This window comes from Sphingorhabdus rigui (genome assembly GCF_014196595.1).
Taxonomy (GTDB): Bacteria; Pseudomonadota; Alphaproteobacteria; order Sphingomonadales; family Sphingomonadaceae; genus Sphingorhabdus_B; species Sphingorhabdus_B rigui.
Window position 1 is genome coordinate 1451129 of record NZ_JACIEA010000001.1, and the last position, 13698, is coordinate 1464826.

Genomic DNA, 13698 nt, shown 5'->3' on the forward strand with positions numbered 1-13698 from the left:
GGCATAAGGCGCAAGCAATCGGCAGTCGCCTCCAAAAGGGTATCGTAATGAAAATCGCAATGATCGGTTCGGGCTATGTTGGCCTTGTATCTGGCGCATGTTTTGCAGATTTCGGGCATGAAGTTGTCTGCGTCGACAAGGATGAGGGCAAGATATCGCGCCTGAACGCCAATATCATGCCGATTTACGAACCGGGGCTTGATGCTTTGGTCAAGACCAATGTCGATGCCGGCCGTTTGAGCTTTTCAACCGATGTCATGCAATCGGTCAAAGGGTGCGGTGCGATCTTCATCGCCGTTGGCACACCGTCACGCCGCGGCGATGGCCATGCGGACTTGAGCTATGTCTATGCCGCAGCCGAAGAGCTGGCGCGTGCAATTGATCCCGGCACGGTTGTTGTGACGAAGTCCACGGTTCCTGTGGGCACCGGCGACGAGGTTGAGCGCATCATTCGGCAAACCAGCCCTGACCTTGAATTTGCCGTTGTTTCAAACCCGGAATTCCTGCGCGAAGGCGCAGCCATTGGCGACTTCAAACGCCCCGACCGCATTGTTGTGGGCAGCGATGTCGAATGGGCCCGCGATGTCATGCGTGCGATTTACCGTCCCTTGTTCCTGAATGAATCGCCCTTGCTGTTCACCAGCCGCCGTTCGTCAGAGCTGATCAAATATGCCGCAAACGCATTTCTCGCGACGAAGATCACTTTCATCAACGAAATGGCGGATTTGTGCGAGAAACTGGGTGCTGATGTGCAAGACGTCTCGCGCGGCATTGGCTTGGATAACCGCATTGGGCCAAAGTTCCTGCATGCGGGGCCGGGCTATGGCGGCAGCTGCTTTCCAAAAGACACGCTGGCCTTGCTCAAGACCGCACAGGACAATGAAACCCCGGTCCGCGTGGTTGAAGCCGTCGTTCAGGCCAATGACCTTCGAAAGCGAGCGATGGGCCGCAAGATCATCAATGCCTTGGGCGGTGATGTGCGCGGCATGAAGATCGGGTTGCTTGGTCTGACCTTCAAACCCAATACCGACGATATGCGCGATGCGCCGTCGATTGCGATTATCCAGACGCTACTGGATGCCGGGGCCATTGTGCACGCCCATGATCCCGAAGGCATGGAGGAAGCCGCAAAGATCTTGCCCGACGTGGTCATGACCGACAGCGCGTACAGCGCCGCGCAAGACGCGCATGCCGTTGCCTTGGTGACCGAGTGGGACGCCTATCGCGCGTTGGACCTCAAAAAGCTCCATGCCGCGATGGCAGGCGACGTGCTGGTCGACCTGCGCAACATCTATCGTCCGGAAGAAGCGCAGGCCGCAGGGTTCAATTATGTCAGTGTCGGCCGCTAAGCCAACGGACTTAATTTACCTGCCGGTCATATCCGGCCCAATAAGGTGCGCGTAAATCCTTACGCAAAATCTTGCCCGATGCGTTGCGCGGCAGGGCTTCGATGACATCCACCGAGCGCGGTACCTTGAACCCTGCGATACGTTCGCGGGCCCAGTTCATCACGCTCTCAACATCAATCTGCGTGCCGGGTTTGGGCACACAAACAGCTTTCACCGCCTCGCCCCATTTGGCATCGGGTACACCAATGACGGCGACTTCCAGAACATCGGGGTGGCCGTAAATCGCGCTCTCGACCTCAGCAGGGTAAACATTTTCGCCACCGGTGATGATCATGTCTTTGACGCGGTCGTGAATGTATAAATAGCCGTCTTCATCCAGATATCCGGCATCGCCCGTTTTAATCCAGCCGCCGTCGGCGACGGTGCCTTTGGTTGCATCGGGCAAATTCCAATAGCCGATCATATTGTTCGAAGACCGCGTCCACACTTCACCGACCGCTCCCACCGGCATGTCATTGCCCGCGCCATCAACAATGCGCAGATCAACGCCGGGCAACGGCTTTCCGGCCGAGCGCATCCGCTTGTTGCCATTGGGGTCATGGTCTTCGGGCGGCAGCATGCAGATTGTGCCTGTTGTTTCGGTCATGCCATAGACTTGAATGAACTGCGCGTTGAACACATCCATGGATTGTCGCAGCAGCTCGAGCGGAATCGGCGCCGCACCGTAGAGAATATATTTCAGGCGGCTGTAATCCACCGAGCGGCAACGCGGGTGATTGACCATCATTTGCAAGGCGGCAGGCACAATGAACAACCGCGTCGCGCCGCCTTTTTCAATCGCATCAAAAACCGCATCCGGCGAAAATTCAGCCTGAACCAACCCTGGCAAGCCAGACGCAAGCGCCATGATGCCGAGCCCCGTCCCGCCAATATGCGCGCAAGGCATGGCGATAAGGACGACTTCATCATCCTCCCATTTGGTATAGGCATGTTCGGAATCGGCAGAATGCTTGCGCAGGGCAAACAGGTTGCGGTTCGACAGCACGGCGCCCTTGGGATTACCCGTCGTCCCTGATGTGTAAAGCTGCAGCGCGGCATCATCGGCGCCAGCAGGTTCAAACGCAGCGCGTGGTGTCGCATCGATCATCCGTCGCGCATCATCTTCTGCGATAACATGCTCAACACCCGGAACGTCTTTGGCAAGTGCCTGAACGCCCGCGTCAAACCCCTGCCCCGCGAACAAAACGCGCGCGCCGGTGTCTTTCGCAATATATGCCCATTCGGCAGGAGCCAACCGCCAGCCAATCGGCACCATGACGATGCCAACGCGTGCCGCCCCGTAAAACAGCGAAAAATACAGGTCGCTATTTTTGCCAATCCACGCAATGCGGTCGCCTTTTTTAAGCCCCATAGCCATCAGCATCGACGCGATTTTCGCGGTGTGCTCTTCGAGCCCGGCATATGTAAAAGCGCGGTCATCTTGCGACAGAGCGGGCCCATCGGGGCGGTCCTTTGCCCAAAGGGTTAGAAAACCGTCAAAGGTCAATATGTCGAAGTCGGCCACCGCCATGTCATCTCTCCCAAGATCGGGCCGCGTTTGGCAGCAACCCTGATGTATTTTGTCGAGAGATTATAGCCAGTTGTCAACAAACTCATTATGTCTTGGTTTCCCCCTTTGAATGCGCGGATTAAGGAGAAGCCAAAGTTTATCGGCGACTTGACTGGCTAAGCCCGGAATAGCAGCAGCAGATTGTTGGCAGGCATTTCGACGATCTGGTCGAGGCGCAAGCCATTCTCGCTTGCGGTTTCGTTGATATTCTCCACCGACCGCAAACCCCATTCGGGGTTTTGTTGGCGCAATGACGCATCAAATGCAGCATTGCTCTCCGCAAGGGGAACACCGCGCTGACGGAATGGCCCATAGATGCACAGCGGTTCGGGCGGTCCAAGCGTTCGCGCTGCATTGCGCAGCAATCCGACGGTGGCCGCCCATGGGCTGATATGCACCATATTGATGCACAGCACCGCATTGGCATGCGTCATGGGCCAATCGGATGCCGCGTCCAGCAACATCGCAGGTAGGACATTCGCCGCATTCTCGTCCGCACGCCACGCGTCAATCGACGCCACCGCAATGGGATCGGGGTCGGTCGGCTGCCATGTCAAGGCGGGGAACAGCTTGGCAAAGTGCACCACATGTTCGCCCGTGCCGCTCGCGATTTCCAGCACGAGCCCGCGTTCAGGTAGCAGTTTGGCAAGTGCTTGCGCAATCGCATCGCGATTACGCACGGTCGCTGGCGCGTGCCGCTTTACCTCGGGGCCGCGTTCAAACACAAAAGGCTGCGGCGTGGTCACTCCGCCGCAACTGCCTGTTCGGGTTCGCGCCACACGAGCACGGGTTTACGCGCAGCTTGGGTTTCATCCAAGCGACGGCGTGGCGCGTGATGTGGCGCGGATTTCAGCATCGGGTCCCCTGCCTTCGCCCGTTGCACGACCGAGCGCATCGCACCAATAAACTGGTCAAGCGTGGCCTTGCTCTCGGTTTCGGTCGGCTCGATCAACATGGCACCATGCACGACGAGTGGGAAATAGACCGTCATCGGGTGATAGCCTTCGTCAATCAGGCCCTTGGCGATATCGAGCGTTGAAAAGCCCTCGGCTAAGCCATTGTCGCTAAACAATGCCTCATGCATGCACGGACCGCTATGCGCAAAGGGCGCCTCAAGCACATCCTCAAGACTGCGCAAGATATAATTGGCGTTCAACACTGCATCTTCGGCAACCTGACGCAAACCATCGGCACCATGCGACATGATGTAGGACAGCGCGCGCGTGAACATGCCCATTTGACCATGGAAGGCAACCATGCGGCCGAACGTGGACTCATGGTGCTCGCCAGCGGTCTCTTCCTCAACAAGGACATAACGCTCGCCGTCCTTGTCAACGAAAGGCAACGGCGCAAAAGGCGCTAGCGCTTCGGACAGCACAACGGGGCCGGAACCGGGTCCGCCACCACCGTGCGGCGTCGAGAATGTCTTGTGCAGGTTGATGTGCATGGCATCGACGCCCAAGTCACCGGGACGCACGCGGCCGACGATGGCGTTGAAGTTCGCGCCGTCGCAATAGACATAGCCGCCAGCAGCATGGACTGCGTCCGAAATCTCGCGCAAGTCGCGTTCGAACAGACCGCAGGTGTTGGGATTGGTAATCATCACGCCCGCAACATCTGGACCCAGCCGCGCCTTCAGCGCAGCCAAATCAACGCGGCCTTCCGACGTTGCCGGGATATTTTCGACCGCATAGCCAGCAAAGGCAGCGGTGGCCGGGTTGGTGCCATGCGCGCTTTCAGGGCAGAGGATGACCGAGCGGGCATCGCCACGCGCGGTCAAAGCAGCGCGGATGGCAAGGATACCGCACAATTCGCCATGCGCACCTGCCTTGGGTGACATCGCAACGGCTTTCATCCCCGTCAGCGTGACCAGCCAATGCGCCAGTTCGTGAATGACGCCCAATGCGCCCTGTACCGTTTCAACGGGCTGCAACGGGTGGACATCGGCAAAGCCCTCCATCCGCGCGACTTTTTCGTTGAGCCGCGGGTTATGCTTCATGGTGCAGCTGCCCAGCGGGAAGAAGCCCAGGTCGATGGCATAATTCTGACGGCTGAGGCGGGTGTAATGCCGCACCGTTTCGGGTTCCGACAGGCCGGGAAGGCCGATGTCGCGATGGCGGGCCAAATTGCCAAGGCGCGACGTGACCTTCGGCGCGTCGGCCAGATCAACGCCCGTTGTTCCGGTCGTGCCGATTTCGAAAATCAACGCCTCTTCTAGCATCAGCGCCTTGTTGCCGGTATATGTCGCGGGGCCGGTCTCGCCCGCACTGCCCATTTCGGGCTTCCAACCGCTTTGATTGATCGTACTCATGCCAAGACCTCCTGCAATGCGGCGGCAAATGTTTCCACATCCTCCATGGTCGCGGCTTCGGTCACCGCGACCACCAGACCATTGGCGAGCGCATCCACATCGGGATATAAGCGGCCTAAGGAAACACCGCCCAAGACTTTCCGGTCGGCCAATGCCCGCACGACGGGGCGTGCTTCCTTCGGCAGCTTCAACGTAAATTCGTTGAAAAATGTGTCGTTGATGCATTCAACGCCAGCGATTTGCGAAAGCCGGTCGGCGGCTTGGACGGCAAGACCGTGGTTGAGTTCCGCCAATCCGCGCAGCCCTTTTTCACCCAGCAATGTCAGATGAATGCTGAAGGCCAATGCGCAAAGACCTGAATTCGTACAAATATTTGACGTCGCCTTTTCGCGGCGAATATGCTGTTCACGCGTGGACAGCGTCAGCACGAAACCGCGCTTGCCCTCGGCATCCACAGTCTCACCACATAAGCGACCGGGCATTTGGCGAACGAATTTCTCCTTGCACGCAAACAGCCCGACATAAGGCCCGCCGAACTGAAGACCGACGCCAAGCGACTGCCCCTCACCCACAACAATGTCCGCGCCCATGTCCCCCGGCGCCTTGATGGCACCCAATGCGACGGGTTCGGTGACCACAGCAATCAACAGCGCGCCATTTTCATGCGCCTTGGCCGCAATCGCGGACAGATCTTCAATACGGCCAAGAATATCGGGATATTGCACAACAACGCAGCTTGTCTCGCCGTCGATGGCATTCAGCAAGCGTGCGCTATCGGTGGCAGGCGAAAGCTGCGGCAAGGCAGTGTCCAGCGTATCGCCGGTATATTGCGCCATCGTCTTTGCAACGCTGACATAATGCGGGTGCAGCCCCGACGAGAGTACCGCTTTGCTGCGCTTCGTGATGCGGCCCGCCATGCCAATGGCTTCCCAACATGCGGTCGAACCATCGTACATCGATGCGTTGGCCACATCGCAGCCAAACAGCCGCGCAACCTGCGTCTGGAATTCGAAGAGCATCTGCAGCGTGCCCTGCGCGATTTCGGGCTGATACGGCGTATAGGCCGTCAGGAATTCGCCGCGCTGGATGATATGGTCAACACTTGCCGGGACATGGTGCTTGTACGCGCCTGCCCCCAAAAAGAACGGCGTGTGCGACGCGGTCATATTTTGCCGGGCGAGATTGGAAAAATGCCGCTCAACCGCCATTTCGCTGGCGTGGTTGGGCAAGCCATGGATCGGCCCGTCCAGCTGCGCCTCCGCAGGCACATCGGCGAACAAATCATCAATCGATTTGGCCCCAATGACACCAAGCATGGCCTGACGGTCGGATGGGGTGAGCGGCAAATAACGCATGTCTGTCAGCTTTCTTTCTACTGGGTCATCCCCGACTTGATCGGGGATCCATGGTCTGAAGTGGCCGTTTAAACGCCTGTTGCAGGCCATGGATTCCCGCTTTCGCGGGAATGACAAATATCCCTACAGCCCGTCGACAAATGCCTTGTACGCGGCCGCGTCCATCAGGCTGTCGAGCTCGCTGGTGTCGCTGAGCGTGATCTTGAAGAACCAGCCTTCGCCTTCCGGGTCGCTGTTCACGAGTGCGGGGTCGCCTTCCAAGGCGTCATTGCCCTCAATCACGGTGCCGCTGACGGGTGCGTAGACATCCGACGCGGCCTTGACCGATTCCACAACCGCAGCATCGCCGCCTTTTTTCAGCGTCGCGCCAGTCGCGGGGACTTCAGCGAACACGATGTCGCCCAACTGGCTTTGTGCATAGTCCGTAATGCCAACAGTGGCGCTGTCGCCGTCGACTTCGATCCACTCATGATCTTCGGTGAAATAACGGGTCATGTCTGCGCTCCTTTGCGATGATAATGATGTGGGATGAAGGGTAAGGATGAAACCGTGACGGACACACGCTTGCCGCGCACCTCCGCCTCAAGCATGCTGCCGGTGGCGTTATGGCCAGCGTCAATATAGCCCATGGCAATCGGCGCGCCGACGCTTGGACCAAAGCCGCCCGACGTAATGACGCCAACCTGCGTATCGCCTGCAAAAACGGGTGCGCCTTCGCGCACGGGCATTTTGCCCTCGACCGAAAGCCCGACAAGCTTGCGTGCGGGGCCATTGGCCAAGCCATTTAGGATGCGATCCGACCCGAAAAACCCGCCCTCGGCACGGCGGCGCTTCGACACGGCGAATGCTGCGCTCGCCTCGACAGGGTCGATGTCGGGGTTCATGTCATGGCCGTACAGCGGCAAGCCTGCCTCAAGCCGCAAGGAATCGCGTGCGCCAAGGCCAATGGGCTTTACTTCAGGTTGCGCACAGATTTGGTCCGCAAGTGCCTTTGCATGGGCCGCAGGCACCGAAATTTCGAAGCCATCTTCGCCAGTGTACCCCGAACGGCTGATCCACAGCGGCTCCGGATCGGTCTTGGGTCCCCAGAAGAAGGAACCGGCCTCCATGAAATAGAGCGCGTCAACACCGGGCACCACGCGGACAAGCGCGTCCACGGCCTTTGGACCTTGTAACGCCAGCAATGCGCGGTCATCCATATGGTTGATGGTAATCTCATCGGGCAAATGCTCCCGCAAATAGCCCATATCGTCCCATTTCACCGCGCCATTGACGACCACATACAGCCCCATAGGCACGGCCGTAATCATCATGTCGTCCAGAATGCCGCCATCTTCACCCAGAAGCAGCGAGTAACGCATCTTGCCCTCTTTAAGCGCAGATATGTCACCGGGGACCATCGCCTCAAGCGCTTCGGCCGCGCCTTCACCGGTCAGCATCAGCTGCCCCATATGGCTGACATCGAACAGCCCCGCATTCTCGCGGGTCCAAATATGTTCGGCCATGATTCCTTCATATTGGATCGGCATGTGATAGCCGGCAAACTCGACCATACGCGCGCCCTTGTCGCGGTGCCATGCGTCGAGCGGCAGCTCCAATATTTCGATGGGTTCTAGTTCGAATTCGTCTTCTTCACTCATATCAGTCCGTTCAAGAGTCGCAGCGACCGACGCCGGTTGGCGCATAGTCTGCTGCCCCCTCTGTCACGGGTACCTGAGAGCTTTATCCGCCTTGGTTGCCATCAACGATGGCAAAGGCAGGTTACACCTTCGGTGGCATGTCGTTGCAAATGGCAAAGACATGCGCTTTCCAGAGTGTCGCAAAAGCCGAAGCGGTCCTTTTGCCTGAGAGATTCCGGGGCGGTTGCTCCTTCGGCGGCCCCTTAAAGGGACGCTCTCCCGCTTCGTCAGCGACGAATCCGCATTGGCCTTACCGCCTTGGAGAGTCAACCAGCCAGCGCGTTTATCGATTCATTTTCGTGGATAAACACGCCATCGTCGCCCGATTTTGCCAAGTTGGCGATGGCCTTTGCGACTTTGCCCGACGGCGTGGACGCAAATTTCCGCATCGGTCCAAACATCAAAATGTCCACAAATGGCGACAGCAATATGCCCAATGCCTCGCCCGGACGGCGGTCGTCACGCTGCCCACCCGTCAGCAGACTGGGCCGCATGATATCAAGGCGTTGGAAGCCGATGTTACGCAGCCCCTGCTCCATGTCCGCTTTCGTTCGCAAATAGAAATTGCTGCTCGCGGGCATCGCGCCGACGGATGATATCGTAATGAAATGCCGTGCGCCGGCATCATGGCTTTCCTGCGCAAAGGCGAGCACCAGATCATGGTCAACGGCCTTAAAGGCTTCGCGCGATCCGGCTGTGCGTATCGTCGTCCCCAAACCGGAAATGGCGACGTCCGGCTTTATGCTTGCCACAATCGCTGGCCAGTCGGCGGTTGGCGCGACATGCTCCTTTATGTCCGGAGCCAATGTGTGCGATGGGCGGCGCGACACGAGGTGGACCGCAAACCCGGCGCGCGCCAACATGTCCGCCGCCTGTTTGCCCACTAGGCCTGAACCGCCCGCGATGACTATCTTGCGGCTCATGCGATGGTTCCACAGATTTCGCGGTGCCGATCGGTTGCATAACGGTCGGTCATGCCCGCAAGAAAATCCCCGATATGGCGGCTGCGCTGCGGTTCTTCGCTGGGCAGGCTGTCACGCCATTCATCCGGCAATAATGCAGGATCGTCGCGGTAGGCGGCAAACAGTTCACGCACAATTTTGGTTGCCTCTTCTGCCGCCGCCAATTGCGTCGGATGGTGGTACAGCTTTTCATACATGAATGATTTAAGTTGCCGTTCGCGCGCCGCCATTTCTGCCGAAAACCCACCAATCATGATACCGGCTTTACGGACGTCATCAGCGGTTTTGATACCCGCCTGCGCGATTCTGGCGCGTGTTGATTCAATCACATCATTGACCATCACGCCAATCTGCTGGCGCGTCAGCTCACCGATCAGGCGGCGCTGCGGCACGTCTGGATAGCGGTCCAAAATCGCTTCCCAACGCTGTGCTACGAACGGCAGATCCAGCAGCTGTTCGATGTCCAGCAACCCTGCCCTGATGCCATCGTCAATGTCATGATTATCATATGCGATATCGTCGCTGATCGCCGCAATCTGCGCCTCAAGTGATGGCCAGTCGGTCAGGCTCAGGTCGAACTGCGCGTTGACTTCGGACAATGCCCAGCCCGGACGGGCAACGGGTCCATTATGCTTTGCCAGCCCTTCCAGCAATTCCCAGCTGAGGTTCAGGCCCGGCCATGACGGATAAGGCGATTCCAGCTGCGTCAGCGTGCGCAACGTCTGCGCATTATGGTCAAACCCGCCAAATGGCTTCATCGTCGCCTCAAGTGCGTCTTCGCCCGCATGGCCAAAGGGCGGATGCCCGATATCGTGCGCCAGACATAATGCCTCGGTCAGGTCTTCATTCAGGCCAAGCGCGCGGGCAATGGTGCGGCCAATTTGCGCGACTTCAAGGCTGTGCGTCAGGCGCACACGATAATGGTCGCCGTCGGGCGAGATGAACACCTGCGTTTTGTGGCGAAGCCGCCGGAACGCAATCGAATGAATGATGCGATCACGGTCACGCTGGAATATATCACGCGGGCCGCGAATATCGCGATCGGGCTCGGAATAAAATCGGCCGCGGCTGTGGCCGGGAAGTGATGCGTAGGAAGCCAGTTGCGACATGCAGCGCTTATGCAACCAAGGCGCCGCGACAGGAAGCTGCTATTTTACGTTTAAGGCATTCACTGGAACGCCAATCTCGCTTTTCCACATAAATGCGTCGCCGCCCGCTTTCTTGAACTCGCCTTCCCATTTTTTGGCGGCCTTCACATCCGGGAACGGGCCAACCAGCAGTCGTGCGGTCTTGCCCCATGGAGATGTCCACGGCTTCTGCGCCTTGAACAATATAGGGTTGTTCTTCGTCAATTTGCGATAGTCGAAACCAAGCCCACTGGCTTCGCCCGTTGCGATTTGCACCCAGATGCGCGCTGGATTTGCAGCCTCTAACTTGGCTTTGGCGGCAGCCTTCGGGTCAATTTTGGCGGCTTTGCTGGCGTCTGCCGCTGCCTTGGGTGTCACGGGTTTAAGCTTTTTCAAATCGACCGGAACTTCCGAAGGCCGTTGCTCACTCTCCGGAATTTCGATGGCGCCAACAATGGCATCCAGACTGAAGCCCGCCGAGGCAGTGGAAGCAGGTACAGCTGTTGGTGCCGCGATGATTTTAGCGGGAGCGGGTTGCGGGGGCGTTGCCGCCGCAAGCGATACCGGTTCTTGCGCGGTTGGCGTCGTCCCCGCGACCGTTGCTGCCAGATCAACCTTTGCAACAACAGGATCAGGCCGGGGCGTTGTTGGAACCGCGGCCTGAACTTCGGTACGTTCCTGCGTTTTTCGGTCCGGCTTGCTCTGTGGCTTTGCTTCGCTTTTTGCGTCGCGCGCTGCTGTCGGCTTTGTTCCCAGCGGCGCGCCTGATGGAATGAGGCGGTTTTGGTTGGGGGCGACGGCAGGCTGCTGCGCGGTTGCGGCGACACGGCGAACCTGTTCGCTGTCACGCCCGACCGATTGGCTGGTTGGAAAATGCCCCAGATGAATGGCGGCCGCCTGCTGCGCGCCGGTTAAATTTGGCATCAAGCGGAAGAACCGCTCCATCTTTTGCGCCGATGCTGCGTCCATGAAGCCCTGCGCAACCTTGTTGGATTCGCGCAAGTCACCACGCGCGGCCAACATAAAAGCCCGGGCGCGCCATGCCGTCGGACTGTTGCGCTGCAAGAGCGGCACAAGCATCGCGTCGGCCTGTTCCTTTTGCCCCGCAAGCGAGAGAGACACGGCCTGACGGATGATGATATCATCAGATGATGCCGCGGTCCGCGCCAGTTGATAATCCTGTTGTGCACGGCCGAAATTGCCCAGCAAATCAAACGCCAGCGCGCGGTCGGCGGCAATCGAACGTTCGTTCGCACCCAACCGAACGGCATCATCAAACAGGCGCAAAGCCTCAAACGGGTTTTCTGTCCGCACCGTTGCTATGGCCAGGCCGGACACGATCCGGCTGTTATTAGGGCGTATCGCATTGGCGCGCGTGAAGAAATTGAGCGCGGCATTGGCATCACCCAGCAACAAAGAGGCATTGCCGGCATCCGCCAAGGCATCTGCATCGCTTGGGTTAAAAGAAATGCGCCGCATCGCGGCCCGCAGTTCCACCGCGCCAGCGGGCTCGGCAACATTTGGCACGACCGCCGGCGTTTGCCGATCAAGCGCCTCCAGCGCGCTTTCATCAACGGCCTGTGCATGCACGGCAGGTGACAGACCACCTGCCGAAAATAGCAGCGCGCTGCCGAATCCAAGGCTACGTAATATTGTCACATCCATGTTTTTCTATGTAGCTGCCGACTGCCGAACACAAAGCGCATTCACGCTTTGGTCCGACAAACGGTTGCATAGAAACGACAAGATGACGGTGCGCTTGCCGCGCGTCTTATGAGTTGTTCTGACGGTCAAGAAAGCTTGGGAAGCCTATACCATTTGCACCTTCATTGCCCTTTTCCGCGTCGTCTTCGGAACGGGTGAGACCACGCGACAGGTTGGACATGCGTTCAAACAATGTACCGCCTGTTGGAATGCGGGGTGCAGCGCGTTCGGGTGGCTCAGTCACGTCGACCGGCGCCGCAGATGCGAAGCCTTCGGTCACAGGCGTATCGAGGTCAAGTGCGTCGGCATTCGCCCAAGAGTCCGTGGGGCTGGCATTATAATCAGCATGTGCTGCTGCCGCTTCTTCTTCAGCTTCGCCTGAATCCCTGACCGCAAAATCGCTACCAAGGACCAAGCTGTCATCGTCTGCTTCATTTTCGAATTCAGCTGGAGCCGTTTCTTCGGCTGTTGATGTGTCAGCTGCACTTTCAAACAATGAAGTTGCCGCAGGTGCGGCCTCGACAACAGGCTCAGCCGCAGGACGGCTGAACGAGAATGGCGTTCTTTGTGACGCCGTCGTCGGTGTAAAACCTTCGTTATCGATGCCTGTTGCGACAACCGAAACGCGAATTTTGCCGTTCAGATTTTCATTGAATGCCGAACCCCAGATGATGTTTGCATCGGGGTCAACCAGCTCACGGATATGGTTGGCAGCTTCGTCAACTTCCATCAGGCGCATATCTTCGCCACCGGTAATCGATACGATGACGCCCTTTGCGCCCTGCATCGACACGCCGTCGAGCAATGGGTTGGCAATGGCTTTTTCCGCAGCTTCGAGCGCGCGGCCGTCGCCTTCAGCTTCACCAGTGCCCATCATTGCCTTGCCCATTTCGTGCATGACTGAACGGACGTCGGCAAAATCGAGGTTGATGAGGCCAGGCATAACCATCAGGTCCGTTATGCCACGGACGCCCTGCTGCAACACTTCATCAGCAAGCTGGAACGCTTCCTTGAAAGTGGTGTTCGGGTTGGCCACCAGGAACAAATTCTGGTTCGGAATAACGATCAGCGTATCGACATGTTGCTGCAGTTCGATGATACCCGATTCTGCGGACCGCATGCGGCGCGAACCTTCAAACATGAACGGCTTGGTCACGACACCGACCGTCAAAATATTCATTTCGCGCGCGACCTTGGCGATAACCGGCGCAGCACCCGTTCCGGTGCCGCCGCCCATGCCAGCCGCGATGAAGCACATGTGGCAACCGGTCAGCGCCACTTTCACTTGCTCAAGCGTTTCTTCAGCCGCAGCACGGCCAACTTCGGGGCGTGAACCTGCACCAAGGCCCTGCGTGATTTCAGGTCCAAGCTGAATGCGATATTCGGCAGGCGACGCGTTCAGCGCCTGTGCGTCGGTGTTGGCAACAACGAAGTCGACGCCTTCTACCCTTGCGCTGATCATGTTAGCGACGGCGTTACCGCCTGCACCACCAACACCAATAACTGCAATTTTTGGCTTCAACTCGTCAACCATTGGTGGACCGATATTGATGCTCATAACTTTATCCCCCTAGCCTCTGTGGCTTGTTCGAAATTTTCACG

At 58.1% G+C, this 13698-nt stretch carries 11 protein-coding genes and 1 riboswitch; of the genes, 1 reads left to right on the top strand and 10 read right to left on the bottom strand.

Annotation, left to right across the window (positions count from 1 at the left end):
• Positions 1–47: 47 nt before the first annotated feature.
• Positions 48–1349 (top strand): UDP-glucose dehydrogenase family protein, encoded by a 1302-nt coding sequence (locus GGR91_RS06650; protein WP_183941238.1) that lies wholly within the window; start codon positions 48–50, stop codon positions 1347–1349.
• 10 nt (positions 1350–1359) lie between these two features.
• On the opposite strand, the gene GGR91_RS06655 is transcribed toward GGR91_RS06650, so the two are convergent.
• The 10 genes from GGR91_RS06655 to ftsZ all read right to left on the bottom strand — a co-directional run bounded on the left by GGR91_RS06655 (position 1360) and on the right by ftsZ (position 13654).
• Positions 1360–2919: a fatty acid--CoA ligase gene (locus tag GGR91_RS06655; RefSeq protein WP_183941240.1), complete on the bottom strand. Its 1560-nt coding sequence runs from the start codon at positions 2917–2919 to the stop codon at positions 1360–1362.
• Between the two features lie 155 nt (positions 2920–3074).
• A complete protein-coding gene (locus tag GGR91_RS06660) occupies positions 3075–3704 on the bottom strand; it encodes a DUF938 domain-containing protein (RefSeq protein WP_183941242.1) in 630 nt (209 codons plus the stop codon).
• The gene (gcvPB, locus tag GGR91_RS06665; RefSeq protein ID WP_183941244.1) at positions 3701–5269 is read right to left on the bottom strand and encodes an aminomethyl-transferring glycine dehydrogenase subunit GcvPB; all 1569 of its coding nucleotides are present in this window, start codon (positions 5267–5269) and stop codon (positions 3701–3703) included. The genes GGR91_RS06660 and gcvPB overlap by 4 nt, the downstream gene beginning before the upstream one ends.
• Entirely contained in the window at positions 5266–6624 is a 1359-nt protein-coding gene (gcvPA, locus tag GGR91_RS06670; protein WP_183941246.1) for an aminomethyl-transferring glycine dehydrogenase subunit GcvPA, read from the bottom strand. The genes gcvPB and gcvPA overlap by 4 nt, the downstream gene beginning before the upstream one ends.
• Before the next feature lie 123 nt (positions 6625–6747).
• Positions 6748–7119 carry a glycine cleavage system protein GcvH gene (gene gcvH, locus GGR91_RS06675; protein ID WP_183941248.1) on the bottom strand — a complete coding sequence of 124 codons (372 nt, stop codon included), beginning with the start codon at positions 7117–7119 and terminating at the stop codon, positions 6748–6750.
• Positions 7116–8264 carry a glycine cleavage system aminomethyltransferase GcvT gene (gene gcvT, locus GGR91_RS06680; protein ID WP_183941250.1) on the bottom strand — a complete coding sequence of 383 codons (1149 nt, stop codon included), beginning with the start codon at positions 8262–8264 and terminating at the stop codon, positions 7116–7118. Before gcvT ends, gcvH begins: the two co-directional genes overlap by 4 nt.
• A gap of 182 nt (positions 8265–8446) precedes the next feature.
• A riboswitch (glycine riboswitch) is annotated at positions 8447–8535 on the bottom strand.
• A 34-nt stretch (positions 8536–8569) separates the two neighbouring features.
• The gene (locus GGR91_RS06685; protein WP_183941252.1) at positions 8570–9226 is read right to left on the bottom strand and encodes an NAD-dependent epimerase/dehydratase family protein; all 657 of its coding nucleotides are present in this window, start codon (positions 9224–9226) and stop codon (positions 8570–8572) included.
• Positions 9223–10374 carry a deoxyguanosinetriphosphate triphosphohydrolase gene (locus GGR91_RS06690; protein ID WP_183941254.1) on the bottom strand — a complete coding sequence of 384 codons (1152 nt, stop codon included), beginning with the start codon at positions 10372–10374 and terminating at the stop codon, positions 9223–9225. The genes GGR91_RS06685 and GGR91_RS06690 overlap by 4 nt, the downstream gene beginning before the upstream one ends.
• A 39-nt stretch (positions 10375–10413) precedes the next feature.
• Positions 10414–12051, bottom strand: coding sequence for a tetratricopeptide repeat protein (locus GGR91_RS06695; RefSeq protein WP_183941256.1), 1638 nt, complete (start codon positions 12049–12051; stop codon positions 10414–10416).
• A gap of 112 nt (positions 12052–12163) precedes the next feature.
• Complete coding sequence (gene ftsZ, locus GGR91_RS06700; protein ID WP_183941258.1) at positions 12164–13654, bottom strand: cell division protein FtsZ; 1491 nt, start codon at positions 13652–13654, stop codon at positions 12164–12166.
• Between the last annotated feature and the right edge of the window lie 44 nt (positions 13655–13698).